At 62.2% G+C, this 24,549-nt stretch carries 25 protein-coding genes; 19 read left to right on the top strand and 6 right to left on the bottom strand.

Annotated features, from left to right (window positions below):
- Positions 1 to 50: 50 nt before the first annotated feature.
- A complete protein-coding gene (locus tag ACJO2E_RS09045; RefSeq protein WP_406963544.1) occupies positions 51 to 2,399 on the bottom strand; it encodes a DNA internalization-related competence protein ComEC/Rec2 in 2,349 nt (782 codons plus the stop codon).
- Between the two features lie 168 nt (positions 2,400 to 2,567).
- Between ACJO2E_RS09045 and ACJO2E_RS09050 the strand changes: the two genes are divergently transcribed.
- Complete coding sequence (locus ACJO2E_RS09050; protein ID WP_406963545.1) at positions 2,568 to 3,065, top strand: DUF2062 domain-containing protein; 498 nt, start codon at positions 2,568 to 2,570, stop codon at positions 3,063 to 3,065.
- Positions 3,066 to 3,084: 19 nt separating this feature from the next.
- Here the strand turns inward: ACJO2E_RS09050 and ACJO2E_RS09055 are convergent, their stop codons facing one another.
- Positions 3,085 to 3,774 carry an ABC transporter ATP-binding protein gene (locus ACJO2E_RS09055; protein ID WP_406963546.1) on the bottom strand — a complete coding sequence of 230 codons (690 nt, stop codon included), beginning with the start codon at positions 3,772 to 3,774 and terminating at the stop codon, positions 3,085 to 3,087.
- Between the two features lie 10 nt (positions 3,775 to 3,784).
- Entirely contained in the window at positions 3,785 to 5,026 is a 1,242-nt protein-coding gene (locus ACJO2E_RS09060; protein WP_406963547.1) for a lipoprotein-releasing ABC transporter permease subunit, read from the bottom strand.
- Between the two features lie 164 nt (positions 5,027 to 5,190).
- Between ACJO2E_RS09060 and ACJO2E_RS09065 the strand changes: the two genes are divergently transcribed.
- The 9 genes from ACJO2E_RS09065 to infA all read left to right on the top strand — a co-directional run bounded on the left by ACJO2E_RS09065 (position 5,191) and on the right by infA (position 12,151).
- Entirely contained in the window at positions 5,191 to 5,778 is a 588-nt protein-coding gene (locus tag ACJO2E_RS09065; protein WP_406963548.1) for a PilZ domain-containing protein, read from the top strand.
- A 62-nt stretch (positions 5,779 to 5,840) separates the two neighbouring features.
- Positions 5,841 to 6,146, top strand: coding sequence for a hypothetical protein (locus ACJO2E_RS09070; RefSeq protein WP_406963549.1), 306 nt, complete (start codon positions 5,841 to 5,843; stop codon positions 6,144 to 6,146).
- Between the two features lie 142 nt (positions 6,147 to 6,288).
- Positions 6,289 to 7,323, top strand: a complete 1,035-nt coding sequence (locus tag ACJO2E_RS09075) for an agmatine deiminase family protein (RefSeq protein WP_406963600.1) — start codon at positions 6,289 to 6,291, stop codon at positions 7,321 to 7,323.
- Entirely contained in the window at positions 7,320 to 8,234 is a 915-nt protein-coding gene (locus ACJO2E_RS09080) for a carbon-nitrogen hydrolase (protein ID WP_406963550.1), read from the top strand. Before ACJO2E_RS09075 ends, ACJO2E_RS09080 begins: the two co-directional genes overlap by 4 nt.
- Before the next feature lie 21 nt (positions 8,235 to 8,255).
- Positions 8,256 to 9,173 carry an AAA family ATPase gene (locus tag ACJO2E_RS09085; protein ID WP_406963551.1) on the top strand — a complete coding sequence of 306 codons (918 nt, stop codon included), beginning with the start codon at positions 8,256 to 8,258 and terminating at the stop codon, positions 9,171 to 9,173.
- A gap of 159 nt (positions 9,174 to 9,332) precedes the next feature.
- A complete protein-coding gene (gene trxB / locus ACJO2E_RS09090; RefSeq protein WP_406963552.1) occupies positions 9,333 to 10,286 on the top strand; it encodes a thioredoxin-disulfide reductase in 954 nt (317 codons plus the stop codon).
- Positions 10,287 to 10,348: 62 nt separating this feature from the next.
- Positions 10,349 to 11,071, top strand: coding sequence for a leucyl/phenylalanyl-tRNA--protein transferase (aat, locus tag ACJO2E_RS09095; protein ID WP_406963553.1), 723 nt, complete (start codon positions 10,349 to 10,351; stop codon positions 11,069 to 11,071).
- 2 nt (positions 11,072 to 11,073) lie between these two features.
- Positions 11,074 to 11,799, top strand: coding sequence for an arginyltransferase (locus tag ACJO2E_RS09100; protein ID WP_406963554.1), 726 nt, complete (start codon positions 11,074 to 11,076; stop codon positions 11,797 to 11,799).
- A 133-nt stretch (positions 11,800 to 11,932) separates the two neighbouring features.
- Positions 11,933 to 12,151: a translation initiation factor IF-1 gene (gene infA / locus ACJO2E_RS09105; protein ID WP_008938619.1), complete on the top strand. Its 219-nt coding sequence runs from the start codon at positions 11,933 to 11,935 to the stop codon at positions 12,149 to 12,151.
- 130 nt (positions 12,152 to 12,281) lie between these two features.
- On the opposite strand, the gene clpA is transcribed toward infA, so the two are convergent.
- Both clpA and clpS read right to left on the bottom strand, forming a co-directional pair.
- Complete coding sequence (gene clpA, locus ACJO2E_RS09110; protein WP_328189355.1) at positions 12,282 to 14,552, bottom strand: ATP-dependent Clp protease ATP-binding subunit ClpA; 2,271 nt, start codon at positions 14,550 to 14,552, stop codon at positions 12,282 to 12,284.
- Positions 14,553 to 14,574: 22 nt separating this feature from the next.
- A complete protein-coding gene (gene clpS / locus ACJO2E_RS09115; protein ID WP_328189356.1) occupies positions 14,575 to 14,943 on the bottom strand; it encodes an ATP-dependent Clp protease adapter ClpS in 369 nt (122 codons plus the stop codon).
- A 602-nt stretch (positions 14,944 to 15,545) separates the two neighbouring features.
- On the opposite strand from clpS, the gene ACJO2E_RS09120 reads away from it, so the two are divergent.
- The 8 genes from ACJO2E_RS09120 (at position 15,546) to ACJO2E_RS09155 (ending at position 22,544) form a co-directional block, all read left to right on the top strand.
- On the top strand, positions 15,546 to 15,854 hold the full coding sequence (locus ACJO2E_RS09120; RefSeq protein WP_406963555.1) for a cold shock domain-containing protein: 309 nt from the start codon (positions 15,546 to 15,548) through the stop codon (positions 15,852 to 15,854).
- A gap of 70 nt (positions 15,855 to 15,924) precedes the next feature.
- Positions 15,925 to 16,548, top strand: coding sequence for a pseudouridine synthase (locus tag ACJO2E_RS09125; RefSeq protein ID WP_406963556.1), 624 nt, complete (start codon positions 15,925 to 15,927; stop codon positions 16,546 to 16,548).
- Positions 16,549 to 16,561: 13 nt separating this feature from the next.
- Entirely contained in the window at positions 16,562 to 17,011 is a 450-nt protein-coding gene (locus ACJO2E_RS09130; protein ID WP_406963557.1) for an NUDIX hydrolase, read from the top strand.
- Positions 17,012 to 17,075: 64 nt separating this feature from the next.
- On the top strand, positions 17,076 to 18,248 hold the full coding sequence (gene mnmA / locus ACJO2E_RS09135; protein ID WP_406963558.1) for a tRNA 2-thiouridine(34) synthase MnmA: 1,173 nt from the start codon (positions 17,076 to 17,078) through the stop codon (positions 18,246 to 18,248).
- Positions 18,245 to 18,895: a high frequency lysogenization protein HflD gene (gene hflD, locus ACJO2E_RS09140; RefSeq protein ID WP_406963559.1), complete on the top strand. Its 651-nt coding sequence runs from the start codon at positions 18,245 to 18,247 to the stop codon at positions 18,893 to 18,895. Before mnmA ends, hflD begins: the two co-directional genes overlap by 4 nt.
- 144 nt (positions 18,896 to 19,039) lie before the next feature.
- Positions 19,040 to 20,413 (top strand): adenylosuccinate lyase, encoded by a 1,374-nt coding sequence (gene purB / locus ACJO2E_RS09145; protein WP_406963560.1) that lies wholly within the window; start codon positions 19,040 to 19,042, stop codon positions 20,411 to 20,413.
- Positions 20,410 to 21,573, top strand: a complete 1,164-nt coding sequence (locus ACJO2E_RS09150; RefSeq protein ID WP_406963561.1) for a ribosomal protein uL16 3-hydroxylase — start codon at positions 20,410 to 20,412, stop codon at positions 21,571 to 21,573. The genes purB and ACJO2E_RS09150 overlap by 4 nt, the downstream gene beginning before the upstream one ends.
- Positions 21,570 to 22,544 (top strand): GNAT family N-acetyltransferase, encoded by a 975-nt coding sequence (locus tag ACJO2E_RS09155; RefSeq protein WP_406963562.1) that lies wholly within the window; start codon positions 21,570 to 21,572, stop codon positions 22,542 to 22,544. The genes ACJO2E_RS09150 and ACJO2E_RS09155 overlap by 4 nt, the downstream gene beginning before the upstream one ends.
- Here the strand turns inward: ACJO2E_RS09155 and ACJO2E_RS09160 are convergent.
- On the bottom strand, positions 22,533 to 23,543 hold the full coding sequence (locus tag ACJO2E_RS09160; RefSeq protein WP_406963563.1) for a LysR family transcriptional regulator: 1,011 nt from the start codon (positions 23,541 to 23,543) through the stop codon (positions 22,533 to 22,535). The two genes, ACJO2E_RS09155 and ACJO2E_RS09160, sit on opposite strands and share 12 nt — an antisense overlap.
- A gap of 217 nt (positions 23,544 to 23,760) precedes the next feature.
- Between ACJO2E_RS09160 and ACJO2E_RS09165 the strand changes: the two genes are divergently transcribed.
- Positions 23,761 to 24,534 (top strand): hypothetical protein, encoded by a 774-nt coding sequence (locus ACJO2E_RS09165; protein ID WP_406963564.1) that lies wholly within the window; start codon positions 23,761 to 23,763, stop codon positions 24,532 to 24,534.
- The last annotated feature ends 15 nt before the right edge of the window (positions 24,535 to 24,549 follow it).

Here is a 24,549-nt window from a genome sequence, read left to right on the forward strand (position 1 = left end):
ATAGCCACGGAATCAGACCACACCCGAAAGCGACGGTTGGGAAGGATTCCTCACTCCGGGGTGACGGACTCCGGCCCACGGACCCAGAACGGGGCCCCCTGCCGCCAGGGTGTTACCCACAACCCATCAGTATCCAGGTCCAGCCTCAGGGCACCGGATGTCGCGGTATTGAACAGGTCGCTGCCAGCGGACTGGTAACGCGCCACCACATCCGGATGGGGGTGGCCGTAGCGGTGCCGGTAGCCTGCGGTGAAGATCACCCGCTCCGGAGACAGCCGGCGGACGAATGCCGCCCCGGAAGAGGTCTTGCTGCCGTGGTGCGGGGCGAGCAGGGTCAGTTCACGCCCCTCCCCGAGTGCCACGGGCCACTCCGCCAGCAACCTGCGCTCCGTCGGCACCGAGATATCGCCCGGCAACAGGATCTGCTGGTTGCCATGGCGAATGGCCAGGACACAGGAACGATCGTTGGCATCGTCGATTTCCGCTGGCATCGCCTGCCAGAAATGGACCTCCACCGCCCCCACCTTCAAGGGCTCCTGCCGATGGCACGGCACCACGGCACGATTCCCGACATTGTCGGCGATCCGGCCGGCTTCCCCTGAGATGATCCGTCCGGGCTCATAGCGCCGGAACAGATGGGCCAAGCCACCGGCGTGATCCTGGTCGCCGTGACTGAGCACCAGGGTTGCGATGTGCCGGACACCGATGTGCTCAAAGGAAGGGATCAGCACCTCGGATACGGCGTTGTATCCCGAGGCGGATTCCGGCCCGGTATCATAGACCAGCACCTCATCCCGGTGCCGGAGCATCACCGACAACCCCTGCCCCACATCCCAGACCCATAGCTGGGGAGTCGGTTGCCATCGGTTTCCGGCAGGCAGCCCGGCACCCACCAGCACCGCCCCCACCAACAGCACCGAACACCAGCGCAGACGACGGTCCGGAACCCACAGGGCGACCAGCACGGTGCCGGCCACCACCAGAGCCAGTACCACCGGCATCCGCCCCTGGGGCAGATCCAACCCGGCCAGAGACGTCAGCACCCACCATAGGCTGCCAAGCACACCATCGAACACCATGCCAACCCAGGCAGCCGCCTGCCCACCGGTCACCAGCAACACCAGGCCACCGGCCAACAGCACCGGCATCACAATCAGGGACAGCATGGGGATGGCCAGGATATTGGCCACCAGGCCCGCCCAGGCGGCGCCCTGATCCAGCACCGACAGTACCGGCCAGAGCCCCGCAAACACCGCTGCCTGGGCAATCACCAGGGCGCGGATAGCGCCAGGCTGCGCCTGTCGACGGCTGAACACCAGAATCAGCACCGCCACGGCGCAGAACGACAACCAGAACCCCTGGTCCAGGGGCGCCAGCGGGTCCAGCAGCAGGACCGCCCCCAGGGCCAGCAACCACCCGTGCCAGGGCGAGGACAGGCGTCCCACCAGCAACAGCCAGCCGGCGATCACCACCATCACCAGCGCCCGTCGTGTGGGAACCGTAAAACCCGCCAGCAGGGCATAGCCAGCGGCCACCAGGATCACACACAACCAGAGCCACAACCGCAGTTGCCGGGGAGAGGGTGCCCGGCGGGGCAACCGCAGAGCCAGCCAGCGCAGCACCAGGGACGCCAGCGTCGCCACCAGACCCAGGTGCAGCCCCGATATGGCCACCAGGTGGATGGTTCCGGTGGCTTCGAGCACCTGCCAGTGTCGGTTGCCCAGATCTCCGCGATAGCCCAGCAGCAGCGACATTGCCAGGCCGCTATGCGCCATGTCATCCAGGGTATCGCGGGTGGCCAGCAGTGCCTGCTGGCGCCAGCGATAGTACCGGCAAGGCAGGCCACAGGATTCCGACGGGGCAGCGCCCACCTCACGCACGGTGCCGGTGGCGCCATACCCCTTGCGAAAAAGCCAGGTCTCGTAACGGAAACCGCCGGGGTTGATGGCGCCATAGGGACGTTTGAGCACCACCGTGGCGGTCATGGGGCTGGGAAGCGCGAGGGTGGCGCCGTCGCCATACCAGGACAGGCGCAACCGACGGGGCACCCCGTCGGGGCGGTCGCCGGTCAGGCAAAGGCTGAAGCGGACACTGTCCCAGGCCCCCGGCGACGGGGCGTCACAGAGGTATCCGGTGACCGTCAACTCCCGGCCCTCAAGAGCGGACGCCAGACGGTCCTCCAGGCGACCCTGGGAGGCCAGGGCTGCCCAGGCGAGCCCCAGCATCAGGCAGATCGCCATCACCAGATAGTGACGTCCCCTGCCGTGCCTCCGCCAGAGCGCAACGATCGCCATCAGGGCCAGGCAGAAAACCGACACCGACAGCGCCCGAGGTGGCGGAAAAAGCCCGGAGTACAGTATGATGACGCCGCAGGCAAAGGCGGCGATCCTTGCCCCCATGAGTTGATCGTCCCTATCCTGAAGGGGATTCCTGGTCTCCGGTCCGGCTCATTCAGCAAACCGGACGAGACTCCACCCCAATTCCATCAACCAGGCGTTCGGAACCCGGTTTCTCCATGCCGGGCCATCCAGGCAACCAGGCTTTTCTTCGATATGCCGAAGAAGTTCATGAAACGTTACATCCCGTCACCGGAGAAAGTGCGCTCCATCGAGTCGCTGCACTTCCTGGGGGACATCCTTCATGAACCCAACCTGTGGCATATCAACCGCCACTGTGTGGCCCGGGCCTTCCTGATCGGCATTTTCCTCGCGTTTATTCCGATGCCGTTCCAGATGGTGGCGGCGGCCTTCGGTGCCGTCTGGCTCAACGCCAACCTGCCACTGTCGGTGGCACTGGTCTGGATCAGCAACCCCCTGACCATGCCGCCTATCTTCTACTTCAACTACAAGGTGGGGGCCATGCTGCTGGACCGCCCGGTGATCACCTTCGAGTTCCAGTTTTCATGGAACTGGTTCAGCGAACGGATCGTGGAAATCGGCATTCCGCTGTACATCGGCTCGATGGCCGTGGCCACGGTTCTGGCCTGCGCCAGCTACCTGCTGATCCAGTTCCTCTGGCGCCGCAAGGTACGTACGGAATGGCGCCATCGTCGCCGCCATCCCTGAGATCCGCCCTTGCCGCTGATCAGGCCGGATGCAACTTGCCCTGCTCCAGCCTGAGCACCCGCCCCAGACCACGGGCAATGGTCATGTCATGGGTCACCACCACAAAGGCGATACCCAACCGGTCCCGCAGGCTTTCGATCAGCTTCTGGACACTGTTGGCGGTCTGCTCGTCCAGGTTGCCAGTGGGTTCGTCCATCAACACGCATTCGGGCTCGTTCACCAGTGCGCGGGCAATGGCCACCCGCTGGCGTTCACCACCGGACAGTTCGCCAGGCTTGTGGCCCAGACGCTCCGCCAGGCCAACCTGGGCCAGCATATCATCGGCCCGATCCCCGGCCTCCCGGATGGACATCCCCCCCAGGGTACAGGCCAGCATCACGTTCTCGCGGGCGGAAAACTCCGGCAGCAGATGGTGGAACTGGTAGACAAAGCCAAGGTGCCGGTTGCGGAAGCGCGCCCGCCGGGCCTCGCTCATGCGGTGGATGTCCTCCCCGCAGATGGCGATATGGCCGGACGATGGCTTGTCGAGGCCGCCAAGCAGGTTCAGCAAAGTGGTCTTGCCGGCACCGCTGCTACCGACAATGGCGACGGTTTCCCCGGCTCCGACCACCAATGAGATGTCGGAGAAAATGGTCAGCGTGGCGGGACCTTCCCGGTAGGTTCGGGTAATGGTCCGGCACTCGATCACGGGCCGCTGGTTCGATTGCATGGACTGCTCCTCACTCATACCTCAGGGCCTCCGCCGGATCGATGCGTGATGCCCGCCAGGCCGGATAGATGGTGGCCAGCAGACTCATGACCAGCCCCGCCGTACTGATGATGGCCACATCCGGCCACTGCAGGTCGGAGGGCAGGTAACTGATGAAATAGACGTCGGCGTTGAGGAACTGGTGGTTAAGCAGACTCTCAAGCCCGCTGATCAGGTCACTGATGTACCAGGCGCCGAAGATGCCCAGGGTGGTCCCCACCAGCGTACCGAAGACCCCGATAATGGCTCCCTGGATCATGAAGATCCTCATGATCCGCCCCGGGGTGGCCCCCATGGTGCGGAGTATGGCGATATCGCCGGTCTTGTCGGTCACCACCATGACCAGGGTCGAAACGATATTGAACGCCGCCACCGCCACGATAAACATCAGCAACAGGCCGATAATGGTCTTTTCCATCTGGATCGCACTGAACAGACTGCCATGGGTGCGGGTCCAGTCGGAGATGTAGTAGCGACCACCAAGACTCAGTGCGGCTTCTTCCACCACGGTGGGCGCGGCGAACAGGTCATCCACCAGCAGGCGCACGCCTTCGGCCCGACCGCCGGTCCGCATCAGCTTACTGGCATCCTCCATGTGAACCAGGGTGTAGTTGCCATCCAGCTCGGCCCCGGTACTGAAGATACCGGCCACGGTAAAGCGCTTGAGCCGGGGCATCACCCCCGCCGGGCTGACCGAGGCTTCCGGCAGCACAATGGTTAGTCTGTCGCCCACCTCCAGACGCAGGCTGGCCGCCAGGGGGCGTCCCACGATAATGCCGAACTCGCCGGCCTTCAGGTCCTCCAGCTTCCCCTCAATCATCTGGCTGGAGATGATCGACACCGTGTCCTCTTCCTCAGGCACGACCCCCTTGATCAGCACACCACGAACATTGCCGCCTCCGGTGACCATGCCCTGACCCTCAATGAAGGGGGCCGCAGCCAGGACCCGGGGATGTGCCGTCACCTTCTGGTCAACGTCCTGCCAGTCCGAAAGGTAGGGATCCCCCTTGACCACGGCATGGGGCACCATACCCAGCACCTTCTGCTTGAGTTCCCGGTCAAAACCATTCATCACCGACAGTACAATGATCAGCACGGCCACACCGAGCATCAGGCCGATCATCGACGTCAGGGAAATAAAGGAGATAAAGTGGTTTCGTCGCTTGGCTGCGGTATAACGCAAACCGATGTAGAACGAGAGAGGTCGAAACATACAGGTCGCCTGTCACTGCCGGAAATCGAATCGAGTGCCCCCGCTTTCTTGCCACCGGGAAGCTGCTAAACTGCTCTGGATACGGGTGCCCTTTCGGTTCCTGGTCCTGGTGACCGCCTGCTGCTGCGAATCGCCCGGTCACCCGTCAATGTGCTGGAGCCCGAATGACGTCAGATCATAACGCCCCGGACCGCCGGGATTTTTACCGCATCGAAGATCGGATCGGTCTGGAGTACCAGCGGATTCATCCGGACGATACCGGCGGCAATCCCTTTGCAGAGGACCACCTGGACAGCCTGAAATCGGAACTGAAACGCCTGGACCAGGAATTCCGCAACCAGCTTCCGTTACTGGCGGAGCGGGACCGGCTGGCGGCTTCCCTGCTCAAGTCGCTGAACGGTAAGGTTGATACGCTGGCGCGCATTATGGCCTTTGACCAAAATCCGTTGCAACCGGAAGATTGGCGGGAGGTTACCCTGAGTGAAGGCGGTGTAAGCTTTCCGGCAAAAGGTGGCGAACTGTCCCGGGGTGATCTGGTGGCCCTCCGCCTGACCCTGCCACCGGAACTCTACCGCCCCCAGGGTACCGCCGAAGTGGTTGATATCACACCACTGGAATCAGCTCCGGGCGCCGGTCTGGAGCTCATACATACCTCCTTCGTCGACATACCGGAAGGTGACCGTCAGCAGATTGCGAAACACGTCATGGCATGGCAGATTCGACAGAGACAGGGCGGCGAACCATCGCAATAATGAACTGGTTCGATTCATAATGGACCGAATCAATCATTAAAGAAGTTTCAGGAGAACTGACAATGAACAAGCTGATGTCCGCAGCCGTCGCTGCGAGTCTTGCCATTACCGCACTGGGAACGGGTTTGGTACCCACGGCCCAGGCTGACGAGGTCAAGGTGCCGGTAATGTCCCAGGGCGACCGCCAGACCATGACACTGCCGGATACCGGCCAGTCACGGAAAATGGTACGTCAGCGGTTTGGTGATCCGGTCCGCACTTCCGGCCCCGTGGGTGATCCCCCCATCTCCCAGTGGCACTATGATGACTTCGTGGTCTACTTCGAATACAACCACGTAATCCACACTGTCGCCAGGCACTCCCGCTGAATGCCGTACGCACTCTCGAACACAACTGACGCTACGCTACCAAACCGGTAGAATGCGGCGAAATCCGACGCGGGACCCAATGGCCGGTTCCCTACCGTGAACCACTGACAGGATGGTTGCTATTTTGACTTCGACACGCGTGATGCCTGCCGAATGGGCACCCCAGAGTGCCGTCATGCTGACCTGGCCACACCCCGGAACTGACTGGTTCAGCCAGATGGATCAAGTGGAACCGGTTTTCCTGGCCATCGCCCGGGCGGTTCTCCGGTTTGAGCACCTGGTGGTAAGTTGCGAGCATGTGTTCCGGGCCCAGAAGCTCGAGCAGGAGCTCAACCAGTGGGCCCGCGAACAAAACCTGCCAGGCAGGGCCCACTGCGTGGCCGCACCATCCAACGATACCTGGGCCCGGGACCACGGCCCCCTTGCCGTAACGACCGAAGACGGGACCCGGTTGCTGGATTTCCGCTTCAATGCCTGGGGCGGCAAGTTCCCCTGGGAGAAAGACAACGCCCTGAACCAGCATCTGGCAACCGGGGGCTGTTTTGGTGACACCCCACTGGAAACGGTGGATTTCGTCCTGGAAGGCGGGTCCATCGAATCCGATGGCAAAGGCACCATCATGGTGACCAGCGAATGCCTGCTGACGCCGACCCGCAACCCTGACTATGACCGTGCCGCCATTGAGGCCCTGCTGGGCGAGACCATCGGGGCCAGACGTGTGCTCTGGCTGAACCACGGCTACCTGGCCGGTGACGATACCGACAGCCACATCGACACCCTCGCCCGTTTCTGTAGCCCGGACCATATCTGTTATGTCCGTTGCGGCGCCCCCAACGATGAACACTACCCGGCCCTCAAGGCCATGGAGGAGGAGTTGCGCCAGTTCCACCAGGCTGACGGCTCCCCCTACCGGCTGACACCGTTACCCTGGCCGGACCCGGTCCTGGACGAGGACGGCGAGCGCCTGCCCGCCACCTACGCCAATTTCCTGGTGATCAACGGCGCGGTGCTGGTACCCACCTATGACGTTCCCCAGGACGACGACGCCCTGACCACCTTGCGCGCGCTGTTCCCGGACCGGGAGATCATCCCCGTTGCCTGTCGGCCCCTTGTGGAACAGCACGGCAGCCTGCACTGTGTCACCATGCAACTGCCACAGGGCGTGGTGGATCTATGAGCGCAGACCGGACACTCAGGGTTGCCGCCATCCAGCAGGCCTGCAGTGACGATAAATCGGCCAGCCTGGAGACCACGGAGCGACTGGTCAGACAGGCTGCCGCCGAAGGTGCGCAACTGGTGATACTGCAGGAACTGCACGCCACCCTGTACTTCTGCCAGACGGAAGACACGGCGGTTTTCAACCTGGCGGAACCCATTCCCGGTCCCACCACCGACCGCCTGGCCTCGCTGGCACGGGAGCTGGGCATTGTACTGGTGGGTTCGGTCTTCGAACGCCGCATGAATGGCGTGTATCACAACACCGCCGTGGTGCTGGAGAGCGACGGCTCCATCGCCGGGCTCTACCGCAAGATGCACATTCCCGACGATCCGGGTTTCTACGAAAAATTCTACTTCACACCGGGGGACGCTACCTTTAACAGCGGCGCCAGCGGTTTTACCCCTATTGACACCTCCGTAGGCCGGCTGGGCGTGCTGGTATGCTGGGACCAGTGGTATCCGGAAGCGGCCCGACTGATGGCACTGGCCGGCGCGGAGTTGCTGATCTACCCCACCGCCATTGGCTGGGACACCACCGATGACGCCGACGAACAGGCACGGCAACTGGACGCCTGGATCACCGTGCAACGGGGCCACGCGGTCGCCAACGGCCTGCCCGTGATTGCCCCCAACCGGGTGGGCATCGAACCGGACCCGTCCGGCCAGACCACTGGCATCCGCTTCTGGGGCAACAGCTTCATCTGTGGTGCCCAGGGGGAATTCCTCAACCGCGCAGACGAGCACCAGGAAGCTATCCTGGCGGCAGACATCGACCGGCATCGGAGCGAGTCCGTGCGTCGCATCTGGCCGTACCTCAGGGACAGACGTATCGATGCGTACAGCGACCTGCTCAAGCGCGTGCGGGACTGACACACAACCACCGGATTCTCCATGAAGAAACTGATCGACGCCGCGATCACCGAACTGAACCACATCGTCCTCGGCAAGGAGCCCCAGATCCGGCTCGCCCTGTGCGGGCTGCTCGCCCAGGGGCACTTGCTGATCGAGGACATCCCCGGCATGGGCAAGACCACCCTGTCCCACGCCCTCGCCAAGGTTATGGGCCTGTCCTATCAGCGCATCCAGTTCACCAACGACCTGCTGCCGGCGGATGTACTGGGGTTCTCCATGTACGACCGGGAGGCCGGTTCACTGGTGTTCCACCAGGGGCCCATCTTTGCCCAGGTGGTCCTGGCCGACGAGATCAATCGCGCCTCTCCGCGCACCCAGAGTGCCCTGCTGGAAGCCATGGAGGAGCGCCAGGTGTCCATCGAGGGTGAAACCCGCCCCCTGCCCCTGCCATTTTTCGTGATTGCCACCCAGAACCCGGTGGAACAGGGGGGCACCTATCCCCTGCCGGAGTCCCAGCTTGACCGCTTCCTGATGCGCCTGCGCCTGGGGTACCCGGACCCCAAGGCAGAGCGGGAACTGCTGGAAGGGGAAGACCGGCGCCAGATGACCGAGCGGCTTCGCACCATGTTCCGCCCCGAGGACCTGAAAACCCTGCAGGAGGGCGTCGCCCGGGTCAGTACCAGCCCGGCCCTGCTGGACTACATCCAGAACCTGCTGGAAGAGAGCCGGCGCATGCCGGGCCTGATCTATGGCCTGTCTCCCCGTGCCGGTCTCGGCCTGATGCGGGCCGCCCGGGCCTGGGCACTGATGCAGGGGCGTCATCATGTCCTGCCAGATGATGTACAGACCGTGTTCCCGGCCATCGCCAGTCATCGACTGGAACAGGGCGACAGCGGCAAGGGCGAGCAACGGGTCCGGCAGCTACTGGACCAGGTGCCGGTCATCGGGCGAGCCTAGCCCTCTGCCCGACCGGGCATCATACGATCACCCGGTCATCCGACAGGAATAGCGCCACTCAATGACCCAGATTACGGCAATCAAATTCGCGTTTGCCATAGATCTTGGTATCCTTTTCCGCCACGGACAATCGCCCCGAGAACTGAAGAGACACGAGCAATGACCGACAGCAAACACTCCCGACTGATCATCCTGGGTTCCGGCCCCGCCGGTTATACAGCGGCTGTCTACGCGGCCCGCGCCAACCTGAAGCCTACCCTGATCACAGGCATTGAGGTGGGTGGCCAGCTCACCACCACCACCGACGTGGACAACTGGCCCGGCGACAACGACGGCGTCCAGGGCCCGGAACTGATGCAGCGCATGCTCAAGCACGCCGAGCGCTTCGAAACCAATGTGGTTTACGACACCATCAACGAGGCCGATCTGCGTAACCGTCCGTTTCGCCTCAAGGGCGACAGCGGCGAGTACACCTGCGATGCCCTGATCATTGCCACCGGCGCCTCGGCCATGTACCTGGGTCTGGAGTCCGAGGAGAAGTTCAAGGGCCAGGGCGTATCCGCCTGTGCCACCTGCGATGGCTTCTTCTACAAGAAGCAGAAAGTCGCGGTGATCGGCGGCGGCAACACCGCCGTTGAAGAGGCCCTGTACCTGTCCAATATCGCCGACGAAGTGACCCTGGTCCATCGCCGGGACAAGCTCCGGGCGGAGAAGATCCTGCAGGACAAGCTGTTCGAGAAGGCCGAGAACGGCAACGTCAAGATTGTCTGGGACCATACCCTGGACGAGGTTCTGGGCGATGGCACCGGCGTTACCGGCATGCGCATTCGCAGCACCAAGGATGACAGCACCCGGGAACTGGACCTGGCCGGCGTATTCATTGCCATCGGCCACCGCCCCAATACCGAATTGTTTGAAGGTCAGCTCGATATGGAAGGCGGCTATATCCGCATTCGCAGCGGCCTGGAAGGCATGGCCACCCAGGCCAGCGTGCCCGGCGTTTTTGCGGCCGGCGACGTGGCTGACCATGTCTACCGCCAGGCGGTCACCTCCGCCGGCTTCGGCTGCATGGCGGCGCTGGATGCCGAGAAATTCCTGGACCAGCAGGGCTGAACCCCGCATGGAAATCACCCGCCCCGGCGTCAGCCCGGGGTGGGTAACAAGAGGCAGACCCGATGAGTGCCCTGCCCTGGCTTGATCCGGACTACCTGTGGTTTCCCCCCGCGGAAGAAGCCCTGCGGGAACCCGATGGCCTGCTAGCCCTCGGGGGCGACCTGTCCCCTGAACGGCTGCTGCACGCCTACCGGAGCGGCATCTTCCCCTGGTTCAGCGACGACCAGCCGATCCTCTGGTGGTCCCCCGACCCCCGATGCGTCCTCTTTCCCGATGACATTCATATCTCACGCAGCCTGCGTCGCACCCTGAACCAGGGGCGCTTCCGCATCACCACGAACCAGTCGTTCCGACGCGTCATCCATCTGTGCGGTTCCACCCGGCCCGAAGGCACCTGGATCACCGACGACATGGAGCAGGCCTACAAGGAACTCCACCGTCGTGGTCACGCCCATTCCATCGAAGCCTGGAATCACCGCGATGAACTGGTGGGCGGCCTCTACGGGCTGTCCATCGGGCGCTGCTTCTTTGGTGAATCCATGTTTTCCCTGGAAACCAACGCCTCAAAGACAGTGCTGGTTCACCTGTGCGGCGAGCTGTGGCGCTCCGGCTACCGCATGATGGACTGCCAGGTGGAAAGCCCCCACCTGCTGAGAATGGGCGCACGAACTATTCCCCGGCGGGTATTCTTATCTATACTGGAGGAAAACATCGACCACCCACCTCGCCAGGACCACTGGCGACTGGACTGGACCTGGCAAGGCTCACGCCCGGGGGAGGGATAAGGATGAGCAGCCTGAGAACGCTGGTATTCTTTGCCACACCGGCCCACAGTTGCAGTTACCTGCCCGGCCGCGACGCCACCACCATGTTCGTGGACCCCAGGGCGCAGATAGACAAGCGGCTCTACAGCCAGCTCACTGCTCTGGGCTTTCGCCGTAGCGGCTCCCATTACTACCGCCCCCACTGCGAGCACTGTAACGCCTGTGTCCCGGTTCGCCTGGACGCCCGCGCGTTCCGCCCGGACCGGTCCCAACGCCGGGTCTGGAAACGCAACGAGGATGTCACCTTCAAGCTGGTGCCCGCCCAGTTCTCCGAACGGTACTACCAGCTCTATGAGCACTACATCAATGAACGACATGCCGACGGCGACATGTACCCGCCTTCCCGGGACCAGTTCCAGTCCTTCCTGGTGGAAGGTGCCACGGACAGCTGGTTCCTGGAGATGAACGTCGGTGACGAGCTGATCGGCCTGGCGGTGCTGGACAAGCTGGATGACGGGCTATCCGCCATCTACACCGTATTCAGCCCGGACCACGACAGGCGCAGCCTGGGTACCCTGGCCATACTCTGGCAGATCCGGGAGGCCCGGGAGCAGGGGCTGCCCTGGGTCTACCTGGGGTACTGGATTGCCCAGAGCCGGAAGATGAACTACAAGACCCGCTTCCGTCCGATCGAGGCGCTGATCGACGGCTCCTGGCAGCAGTTCGACCCGGACCAGGAACCCTCCTGAGCACCGCCTTTCGGTTATTCCATAAGACGACGTTCCCGCAGGATTGACGCTTTTTTTGCCAATCGCGACCAAATGAGGCAGAATTGCGCCATTCCGGAATCAGGGAAACCCAATCAAGCGAGGTCCTTACTGAATGGCGAAATCAGATGTCATTGAAATGGAAGGGGTAATTGTGGATACCCTTCCCAACACCATGTTCCGTGTGGAGCTGAGCAACGGCCATGTTGTCACTGCCCACATCTCCGGCAAGATGCGCAAGAACTACATCCGCATCCTCACTGGCGACAAGGTCAAGGTAGAGCTGACTCCCTATGACCTGAGCAAGGGGCGCATCGTCTACCGCGCCCGTTAATGCCGCCAGCCTGCCGGGCCGGCAACACAGCGGCCTGACATCTGCGCAAGAAAAAGCCCCGCCAAGGCGGGGCTTTTTCGTTGTTGTGCATGGCGCGGATCACAGGCCCCGGCTCCCCGGGGCCTGATCGTTACACCGCTTCGGCCGGCTCGTTCTCGTACTCGAACACCAGCTCCCCATCCTTGAGGTGAACATTCACCTCGCCACCGTTCTCGGACAGCGCCCCGAACAGGATCTGTTCCGCCAGCGGACGCTTGATCTTGTCCTGGATCAGGCGGGCCATAGGACGGGCCCCCATGGTCGGATCGTACCCTTTCTCCGCCAGCCAGAGCTTGGCCTCGTCGTCCACGTGCAGCACCACCTGCTTTTCGTCGAGCTGTGCCTGCAGTTCAGTGAGGAACTTGTCCACCACATGGGTGATGATCTCCGGCGCCAGGCCGCCGAACTGGATAATGGAATCCAGGCGGTTGCGGAACTCCGGCGTAAACATCTTGTTGATCACCTCCATGCCATCGGTGCTGTGGTCCTGCTCCTGGAAACCGATGGAGCGACGGCTGATGTCCTCGGCACCGGCGTTGGTAGTCATCACCAGGATGACGTGGCGGAAGTCCGCCTTGCGACCGTTGTTGTCGGTCAGGGTGCCGTGATCCATCACCTGAAGCAGAAGGTTGAACACTTCCGGGTGCGCCTTCTCGATCTCATCCAGCAACAGCACACAGTGCGGGTGCTTGTTGACCGATTCGGTGAGCAGACCACCCTGGTCAAAACCGACATAGCCCGGAGGCGCGCCAATCAGCCGTGACACAGTATGGCGCTCCATGTACTCCGACATGTCGAAGCGGACCAGTTCGATGCCCAGCACCTTGGCCAGCTGACGGGTCACCTCGGTCTTGCCGACACCGGTGGGGCCGGCAAACAGGAACGCGCCCTCCGGCTTCTCCGGCGCCTTGAGGCCGGCACGGGCCAGCTTGATGGCGTTGGACAGCGACTCGATGGCCGGGTCCTGGCCGAACACGGTCATCTTCAGGTCCCGCTCCAGGTTACGCAGCAGGTCCTTGTCGCTGCTGGACACGCTCTTCGGCGGAATCCGGGCAATGGTAGCCACCACATCCTCGATGGCAGACACACCGATCACCTTGCGGCGCTTGGCTTCCGGCAGCAGACGCTGACGGGCACCGGCCTCATCGATGACGTCGATGGCCTTGTCCGGCAGGTGACGGTCGGAAATGTACCGGTCCGCCAGCTCGGCGGCCACCCGCAGGGCCTTGTCCGTGTACTTGAGATCGTGGTGCTTCTCGAAGTGCGGCTTGAGTCCCTTGAGGATCTGGTAGGTGTCATCCACGCTGGGCTCGTTAACGTCGATTTTCTGGAAGCGACGGGCCAGCGCGCTGTCCTTCTCGAAGATGCCCCGGAACTCGGAGAAGGTGGTAGACCCGATGCAGCGGATCTCACCGGAGCTGAGCATCGGCTTGAGCAGGTTAGACGCGTCCATCACGCCACCAGAGGCGGATCCCGCACCAATGATGGTGTGGATCTCGTCGATGAACAGGATGGCCCGCTTCTCCTTCTTGAGCTCCGCCAGCAGCCCTTTCAGGCGCTTCTCGAAATCACCGCGGTACTTGGTGCCCGCCAGCAGCGCGCCCAGGTCCAGGGAGTAGACCACCGCATCGGCAATGATGTCCGGCACATGGCCGTCCACAATGCGACGGGCCAGGCCCTCGGCGATGGCAGTCTTGCCGACACCGGCCTCACCCACCAGCAGCGGGTTGTTCTTGCGGCGGCGGACCAGGATCTGGACCACCCGCTCCACTTCGTGCTCGCGGCCAATCAGCGGGTCAATACGCCCCTGACGAGCCTGTTCGTTCAGATTGGAGGCATAGGCTTCCAGAGGGCGGTTGGAGGAACCTTCCTCGGCGCCCTCTTCCTGCGCGGCCGGATCCGGAGCTTCCGGCTCTTCGCCTCCCTGGACACGGGAGATGCCATGGGAAACGAAATTGACCACATCGATACGGGCAATGTTCTGCTTCTTCAGCAGGTAGACAGCCTGACTCTCCTGCTCGCTGAAAATGGCGACCAGGACGTTGGCACCGGTGACCTCCTTCTTACCGGAAGACTGTACATGGAAGACGGCCCGCTGCAGTACGCGCTGGAAGCCCAGGGTCGGCTGGGTTTCCCGCTCACTGTCACTGCCGGGAATCAGAGGCGTGGTGGAGTCCACGAACTCGGTAAGCTCATCCTGCAGCCGCTGCAGGTCAGCCCCGCAGGCTTTGAGGACGCCCACCGCTGAATCGTTGTCCAGCAATGCCAGCAGCAGGTGCTCAACCGTCATGAATTCATGACGCTTGTCCCGGGCATTCCGGAACGCGGCATTCAGCGTAATTTCAAGATCTTTGCTCAGCATGGGCCACCCCGCATAAGGTCAGTCAGTCCGCACGTTCAATCTCGCACAGCAGCGGATGCTCGCACTCGGAGGAATACTGGTTCACCTGCGCTGCTTTCGTTTCCGCGATGTCCCGGGTATACACCCCACATACGGCCTTTCCCTGCGTATGGACGAGCAGCATCACCTGCGTCGCCTTTTCTTCGTTCATGGCGAAGAATTTCATCAACACATCCACCACAAAATCCATGGGTGTGTAATCGTCGTTCAGAAGGACCACCCGATACTGGGGCGGCCGCTTCAGGGCCGGTTTCTCCGGAGCCACGCTGACGCCGTCTTCGCGCCCTGGCTCGTCCTCACCGTCGTGATCCCCCTGATTCAATATTAGTAGAGAATTTCTGAGTGTCCGCATGATTCTCGTACCGGATGTCGGTTTCTGTGACATAAGATGGATGTCCGGCGACGGGTTTTCAAGATCCGAGCTACCCTGCTATGCGACTGGACGCACTCTCGCTGCCCGTCTTCTTCGGACCACCTTTCCGGTATTCCAGGGAAGAAACAGAAGGTCAGCACTCGACAGTCACTCAGACAGTAAAAACGCCACCGGGTTCAATGGCGCATGATACCGCGTCGATACCCGGGGCAACCAGCCCGGAGTGCCCTTGTCACCAAAACGACACCCCGCCCCAGGAAAAGATCCCGCACTGGACGGACCGGCGGCGGGCCCGAATCGGTAGATGGGAAGCCGTCCTTAGACCCCATGCTTTTATTAATTCCGCTGCTATAACGTCATGCTCAATAAATACCGAAAACCTGTAGATTTCGGTGCACCATAGCGCCCCATAACAATGATGTAATGTGCACAATCAGTAATTCCCGCGAGTTTAGTGTTGACTCACACCCACTAATGATCAAAAGTAAATCTTGCAATGTAAAATTGTGTAAAACGCCGTATCAGGCGGCCCGCGCAGGCCGTAGGTTACGACAGATAATGACTGGACAAGGGAGTTCATCATGCCTAGGGGCAAAGTAAAGTGGTTTAACAACGCCAAGGGTTATGGCTTCATTATCGAAGAGGGCTGCAGTGACGACCTGTTTGCACATTTCTCCTCGGTACAAATGGAAGGGTATAAAACCCTGAAAGCCGGCCAACCGGTCACCTTTGACAAGAAACCCAGCGACAAGGGTGTTCACGCGGTGAACATCGTTCCGGAACAGCAACCCGCCACGAAGGGACAGGATTCTCATTCCGCGCGGGATAACGATAACACCGACCAGGAACAGGGTCAGGCCAGCAACGTGGTACGTATGGTCAACGGCTGACACAAGATCGCTACCACGATCATAAGCCATCCCCCCGTGTTAATGGATGTCAGTCTGTTAACATGTCGGGATGGCTGCCCTTATCCTGCTCAACAAGCCTTTTCACACCCTGTGCCAGTTCAGCAATGAACGGGGCCGATCAACGCTGGCCGATTATGTGGATCTGCCGGACGTCTATCCCGCCGGTCGTCTTGACTACGACTCCGAAGGCCTGGTTCTGCTGACCGATGATGGCAGCCTGCAGCACCGAATTGCCTCCCCACACCAGAAGATGACCAAAACCTATCTGGTCCAGGTAGAGGGAGCAATCACCGATTCGGCCCTGGACCAGTTGCGTCGGGGTGTCGACCTGAAAGATGGCCCCACCCGCCCTGCTGCCGCTCATCGCATACCAACACCATCACTCTGGCCCCGGAACCCGCCGGTGCGTGAGCGGGCGAACATCCCCACCTCCTGGCTCGAACTCAGGCTGACCGAAGGCCGCAACCGACAGGTACGCCGTATGACCGCTGCCACCGGCTTCCCCACCCTGCGACTGGTGCGCTGGCAGATCGGGGAATGGAGCCTGGATAACCTTGCCCCCGGGGAATATCGCCAACTCACGATCCACCTTCCCAAAGGGCCAGGCAGGACCGCTGGCAAAGGGCCCAGTGCCAGTCGCCGACGCCCCCGACATCGCCGCCAACACACCTGACCGGGAGTTGCCCATGACCTGGAAACCACATGCCACCGTCGCCGTTATCGTGGAAGATGAACGGGGACGTTTCCTGCTGGTGGAAGAGCGCATCAACGGCGACCTGGTGTTCAACCAGCCCGCCGGCCACATTGAAGAAGGCGAAGCCGTGGCCGATGCGGCCCGCCGGGAAGCCCTTGAGGAAACCGGCTGGGAAGTGGAACCCAAAGCCTTCCTGGGCATGTACCGCTATATCGCCCCCGCAAACGGGGTGACCTACTTCCGTTTCTGCTTTACCGCCTCCCCGGTCCGCCAGGTAACCACCGAACTGGATACCGGCATCGCCGCGGCCCACTGGCTCACCCTGGACGAGATCCGCCAACTGGGGGACCGTCTGCGCAGCCCCATGGTGCTCGACTGCATACTGGATTACCGAGAAGGCCGCCGTTTCCCGCTGGAGGTCATCGTGGAGCCGGAAGCATAGCGACCACAAACGGTGTTACAATCGCGCCCCTGATATCCACCGGCAACCAGAATCCGTTTACGCCATGAACCAGCTCACTACCAGTGCACCAGCAGATACCCGGGTTATCGTCGGCATGTCCGGCGGTGTGGATTCCTCCGTGGCCGCCTGGCTGCTGAAGGACCGGGGCTACCAGGTGGAAGGCCTGTTCATGAAAAACTGGGACGAGGACGACGGCACCGAATACTGCACGGCCATGACCGACCTTGCGGACGCCCAGGCGGTGGCGGATGCCATCGGCATCACCCTGCACACAGCCAGCTTTGCCGACGAATACTGGGACCGGGTGTTCGAGCACTTCCTGTCGGAATACAGCGCCGGTCGCACCCCCAATCCGGATATCCTGTGCAACAAGGAAGTGAAGTTCCGGGCATTCCTCGACTACGCCATTACCCTGGGGGCCGACTATATCGCCACCGGCCACTACACCCGCCAGCGTCCCGATCCGGATCATCCTGGCAGGGCCCAGTTACTCAAGGGGCTGGACAATAACAAGGACCAGAGCTATTTCCTGCACGCGGTGTCCGGCGAGCGGGTCGCCCGCACCCTGTTCCCCGTGGGTGAACTGGAAAAACCGGAGGTCCGGCGTATCGCCGAGGAACAGGGTTTTATCACCCACGACAAGAAGGACTCCACCGGCATCTGCTTTATCGGGGAGCGCAAGTTCAGCGACTTCCTCAAGCAGTACCTGCCGGCCCAGCCCGGTGAGATCCAGACGCCGGACGGCCATGTAATCGGTCGTCACCAGGGCCTGATGTACCACACCATTGGCCAGCGTCAGGGCCTGGGCATCGGTGGCCTGGCGGGTTTCAGTGACGATCCCTGGTATGTGGCTGAAAAGGATCTGGACCGCAACGTACTGGTGGCCGTCCAGGGCAAGCAGCACCCCCTGCTGTTGTCCCGGGGACTGCTCAGCGGGCCGGTTGACTGGGTGGCCGGAGAGCCCCCGGCACACCGCTTCCGCTGCAAGGCCAAGACCCGCTATCGCCAGCCGGACCAGGACTGCGAGGTTACTGTGACCGGTCGCGGTACCCGGGTCGTGTTCGATGACGCCCAGCGGGCGGTTACCCCCGGGCAGTCCGTGGTGTTCTATGATGGTGAGGTCTGCCTGGGTGGCGCCGTTATCGAGACCACCTGGCGGGACGACCAGCAGGAACCGTCAGCCCCGGCCACCAGCGCCAAGGCGGAGGCGTCTTGAGCAAGTCCCTCACCGACCAGACACTGGCACTGGCAGGGGTCTTCCAGGCCGCCACCCTGGTCAGCCAGGTGGCCCACCAGGGCCGCTGTGCCGAGTCCAGCCTGGAAACCGCCCTGCGGTCGCTGTTTGTCACCAATCCGGACGACACCCTGGAGGTGTACGGCGGTGAGCTGATGAACCTGCGCGAAGGTCTCGATGCCCTGGCCAAGATCCTCAGCAACCAGACCCGCCAGCAGGATATGGATATCCTTCGCTACAGCCTGAACCTGATCCAGCTGGAGTCGAGCCTCAACCGCAACCGCGACATGCTGTCCGCCATCGGCCAACGCATCGACAGCGCCCGCCACACCGCCAGCCATTTCGGCTATGTGCACGGCAACCTGATCAGCAACCTGGCCTCAGTCTATCAGGACACCATCAGCACCTTCCGTCTGCGCATCCAGGTGACCGGCGATCCCAACGTGCTCCAGCGGGAAGAGAACGCCGCCCGGGTACGCGCCCTGCTGCTGGCCGGCATACGCTCCGCCGTGCTCTGGCGCCAGACCGGGGGCCGCCGCTGGCAACTGATCTTTCGTCGCCGCAAGGTGGCTGCCATTGCCCGGGAACTGGCGGAGAAGGCCAACCAGTCGGTCTATCACTCCGGGTAACCCGCCCCTGCCATCGTGTCACACCCGACACCCACCCGGCGCTGAATTGCCGTTCGCGCTGGTGTATCATGGACACCAAACTATTCACCCCGCAGGCTTCGCGCATTCCTGCGCCCTGCCCGATTCTGATGAGGTTACAATCTGATGGAACTGACCAGCCTGACCGCCATTTCTCCGGTGGACGGCCGCTACGGCAACAAAGTTTCGGTATTCCGGGAAATTTTCAGCGAGTACGGGCTGATCCGTAACCGGGTCAAGGTGGAGGTACGCTGGCTGCAGCAACTGGCGAACCACCCAGAGATCACCGAGGTACCGACACTAAGCGCCAGTGCCCGGGACGGCCTGGACCGGGTGGTGGAAAACTTCAGCCTGGCGGACGCCGAGGCCATCAAGACCATCGAACGCACCACCAACCACGACGTCAAGGCGGTGGAATACTTCATCAAGGAACGGATCGCACCGGTGGAGGAACTGCAGGCCATCACCGAGTTTGTCCACTTCGCCTGCACCTCCGAGGACATCAACAATCTGTCCCATGCCCTGATGCTGCGGGAAGGCCTGGACGACGGCCTGTTGCCGGCCATGGACCGCATTGTCCAGCGCCTGGAAGCACTCTCTGTGGAGCATGCGAAACAGCCCATGCTCTCCCGTACCCATGGCCAGACCGCCTCCCCGAGCACCGTGGGCAAGGAACTGGCCAACGTGGTCCACCGACTGCGCCGCCAACTGAAGCAGATCCGCGAGGTGGAACTGCTGGGCAAGATCAATGGCGCCGTGGGCAACTACAATGCCCACCTGTCCGCCTACCCCTCCGTGGACTGGGCCGCCAACGCCAGGGACTTTGTTGAGAGCCTGGGGCTGTCCTGGAACCCCTACACGACCCAGATCGAACCCCATGATTATATCGCCGAGCTGTTCGACGCCATTGCCCGCTTCAACACCATCCTGATCGACCTGGACCGGGATATCTGGGGCTACATTTCCCTGGGCTACTTCAAGCAGAAAACCGTAGCCGGCGAGATTGGCTCCTCCACCATGCCCCACAAGGTCAACCCCATCGACTTCGAAAACTCCGAGGGCAACCTGGGCATTGCCAACGCCATCCTGGCGCACCTGGGCAGCAAACTGCCGATTTCCCGCTGGCAGCGGGATCTGACTGACTCGACTGTACTGCGCAACCTGGGCGTGGGCTTTGCCCACAGCCTGATTGCCTACGAGGCCACCCTGAAAGGCCTGGGCAAGCTGGAAGTCAACCCGACGCGTCTGAACGATGACCTGGACAACGCCTGGGAGGTATTGGCGGAGCCGATCCAGACGGTGATGCGCCGCTACAACATCGAAAAGCCCTATGAGAAGCTCAAGGAGCTGACCCGTGGCAAGGACATGAGCCCGGAACTGATCCACGACTTCGTGCAGAACCTGGACATCCCCCAGGCCGCAAAGGATGAACTCATGGCGCTGACGCCGGCAAACTATACCGGCAATGCGGCCGAACAGGCGGAAAACATCGGATCATGACGGTACCTGACCGACTCCCCGGCGGCCTGTCCGCCGACACCTTCCTGCGGGACTACTGGCAGAAGAAGCCGCTGGTGATCCGCCAGGCGTTTCCCGGCTTCGAGAGCCCGGTCAGTGCCGATGAACTGGCTGGCCTGGCCTGTGAACAGGCAGTGGAATCCCGAATGGTTGTGGAGGAAGAGAACGGCCACCCCTGGCAACTCCACAACGGCCCGTTCAGCACCGACCGCTTTACCTCCCCACCGCCGGGAAACTGGACCCTGCTGGTGCAGGGGCTGGACCACTGGGTGCCGGAGGCCGCCGATATCCTGGACCACTTCCGCTTCGTGCCCAACTGGCGCCTGGACGACATCATGGCCAGCTACGCCCCCGCCGGTGGCAGTGTCGGCCCCCATTTCGATCAGTACGATGTGTTCCTGCTGCAGGCAGAGGGCCATCGTCGCTGGCGCTTCGGTGGCGCCTGCAGCGAACAGTCGCCCCGGGTGGAAGGCACCCCGCTTCGCATCCTGAAGGACTGGCAGGCGGATGAGGAAGTCCTGCTGGAACCCGGCGACATGCTGTACCTGCCGCCAGGCATCGGCCACCATGGCGTGGCGGAAGATGACTGTATCACCCTGTCGGTGGGGTTCCGCGCGCCAACCGTGGACGACCTGCTGACCAGCTTTACCGATTTCCTGTGCACGGAAACCGACGTCTCCGCTCATCTCTCCGATGGCGATACCCGCCTGCCGGATAACCCGGGCGCCATCGGCGACCAGGCACTGGACAGGCTGGAAGCGGAAATCCGCTCACGGGTGTCCGACCGACGCAACCTGGCGTTGTGGTTCGGCCAGTTCAGCACGTCCCCGAAGAACAGTGACATCGTAATTTCCGCGGAACCACCGGCAACCACCGACGACCTGCTGGAAGCCCTGGTGGATGGCGGTGTACTACGCTGGAATGAGGGCTCCCGTTTCGCTTATACGGAACTGGACGGACAGACCGCCCTGTTCGTGGACGGGGAACGCTACCTGCTCAGCGGTGATGCACAACCCCTGGCGCCGGTGCTGTGCGCATCCAGCCGGCCAGACGCGGCAGAGGTCACCCGCCTGTGCCGGGATCCCGCCCTGGCGGAACTGCTGACCGTACTCTACAACCAGGGAAGCCTCTATTTCGAATGACTGTGAGATTCCGCAAGTACAGCTGGCAACTGGCGCCCCGGGATGTCAGGGATATCCGCCAGTCCGTCTTCATCGACGAACAGAAGGTGCCGCCGGAACTGGAGTGGGACGACACCGACGAGATCGCCGACCACTTCCTCGCCGTGCTGCCGGACAACACCCCGGCGGCCACGGCACGGATGTTCTATACCCTTGATGACACCGCCCACATCGGGCGCATGGCCGTTCGGCCCCAGCACCGGGGCACCGGCCTCGGCGAGAAGATGCTGCGGCACCTGATGACCGAGGCCGCCGGCCAGGTGCAGAACCTGCACCTGTCAGCCCAGGAACACGCCGTCCCCTTCTACCAGCGCAGTGGCTTCCATGTCTTCACGGAACCCTACGACGACGCGGGCATCCCCCACTACGGCATGCGTTGCCTGGCACCAACACTGGTGACCGGGGGATTTGACGATGAACCCCCACGGCACAAGCCCATGATACTGGGTGAGGACGAACAGAGCTGGCTGATTGACGGTGACCACCAGATACCCGACCTGATGGACAGCCTGGCGGGGCAGGCCCGGCAACGGCTGTGGCTCTATGACCGCCTGCTGGACCACGACCTGTACGACCGCCAGCGTCTGCGGGATCTGCTGTCGTGGCTGGCCCGACATCACCGCAACAGCGAAATCCGCCTGCTGATCCACGACGATGCACCATTGGTGAAACGTCGTCACCGGTTGGTGGACCTGCTGCGGCGCCTGCCCAGTGCCATCGACCTGCGACTGGTCAACACCGATTACCCGCCGGTGGAGCAACCATTCCTGCTGGTGGACCGGCAAGGTGTCCTGGTCCGGCACCGGTTTGACCGTCCGGAGGGATTCGCCAGCTTCGCGGACAGCGGCCGGGCCAGATTGCTGGCGGAGGATTTCCAGCGCATGTGGGACATCGCCCGTCCGTCGCTGGAATTGCGGGAACTACCGCTCTGACCGGTGGGGGCCATCCGGCTCCACCGCCTCGAACTGGCGCCCGAACTCGGCGAACTCCTCGTCCACCTCTTCCGCCACGGCGGCCACCAGTCGCCGCAGCCACTGATGGTCGGCGTTGTGCTGCAACAGCGGACTCCACGCCATCTTCAGCTCGAAGGGCGGAATGTCAAAGGGAGGCGGCTTGATCACCAGGTTGGCGTTATCCTTCTGCAACCACGCCGCCCGGCTGGGCAGGGTGGCAATCAGGTCATGCTGCTCCGCCAGCAGCATCGCCACCTGGTAGTGTCGGGTGAACACCGCGATATGCCGCTTGCGCCCCATCAGGCCCAGGGCCTCGTCGACCCATCCCAGACGCTGCACATCCTTGGGATTGACCCCGACACCGACACCGAACCCGGTCTTGCTGACCCAGATATGACTGGCCGCCAGGTAACTGTCGAGGGTAAACGGATCCTGCAGGATCGGGTTGCGCACGTTCATCAGGCAGGCGAAGTATTCCGTCCACAGGGTTTTCTGGTGGAAGGACTGGGGAATCTTGTCGAAGCGGTTGATGGCCATGTCCAGACGCCCCTGCTCCACATCCTGGAAACTCACATCACTGGGGGTCAGTACGTCCAGGATCACGTTGGGGGCCTCCTGGCGAATACGCCGCAACACCCGGGGCATCAGACAGGACTCGGCATAGTCACTGGCCATGATCCGGAACACCCGCTGGCTCTCATTGGCGGAGAATGACGCCTTCTCCTGCACCGCCTGCTCGATATCCGACAGGATGCCCCGCACCAGCGGTTGCAGCTCCGTGGCCCGCTCGGTGGCGGTCATGCCCTCGCTGGTGCGCACCAGCAGCGGGTCGTCGAACAGGTCGCGGAGCCGCCGCAGGCCATTACTCATGGCCGGTTGGGTGATGCCCAGGTGATTGGCTGCCTTGGTGACATTCTTCTCCCGCAGCAGCACATCCAGGTACACCAGCAGATTCAGGTCAACGCGGGAAATATCCATTGCGGGCAACGCCTCCGGGACACGGCAAACATCCCATTCTATCACCTGTAACATGTTGGAACGGAATCGATTAGACTTTTCTGTCAGTCTGCCAGATACTTGCGATAGCTCGGGCGCTATAGGGACGGGTCCTGTGCCCCATCATGGGCACTGGCGGATCCGTTTCATGGCAGCCTTCCCCAAATCAGAAAGATAATCAGGGAGCCCCCCGGGATACATGAATACCATCACCATTGTTCTGCTGTTACTGGCGGTTGTCGTTGCCTCGATCGTGATTGTGGTGATCAGCCAGATGCGCGAACGGGCCCGCATCGAACGAGCCCGCCGTATCACCTCGCTGGAGGACGCCTACAACCGGGCCTACCGGATCTATGACGAATTGCCGGGCCAGTACCTGACCCGGGACATCAAGCTGCTCCTGCTGCGGCGGATGGAGGAAACCTGCAAGGGGCTCCAGCAGGAACAGGCCGACCTCCCCGTGAAAGACTGGCTGGCCAAGGTGCAGGAAAACAAACAGAAAGTGCTGGACGGCACCGACGAGCACCCGAAAGTTATCATCGATTCCCCCGACAAGTCGAACTATATCAAGGAGCTGCTGCAAAGCCTTTTCAAGCTGATCGAGTCTCTCCACAAGTCCGGCAAGGTCAATGCGGCCACGGCCAAGGCCAACCTGCGCCACGTGCTGTTTACCATCCACAAGACCCACGCCGACCTGTTCGTTTTCCAGGCACGGGATCATGTCAGGCATAATGACCTGCGCAAGGCGATCCATGCCTACCATCTGGCGGCGTCGGAAATGGCCAAGTCCAAGGGCAATGACATGGCCGCCAGGGCGGTGGCCGCCTTCAAGGAACGCATCCATGAACTGGAACAGGAGCTGAACAGTGGCGAAAGCGCCCGTTCCGCAGAACAGCAGAACCGGTTGGACAAGGAATGGGATACCTTCCTCCATGACGATGACTGGAAGAAGAAAGCCGACTACGACGACTGACAACCCACCCAGGTC

This window comes from Marinobacter shunpengi, from assembly GCF_045449695.1.
Lineage (GTDB): Bacteria > Pseudomonadota > Gammaproteobacteria > Pseudomonadales > Oleiphilaceae > Marinobacter.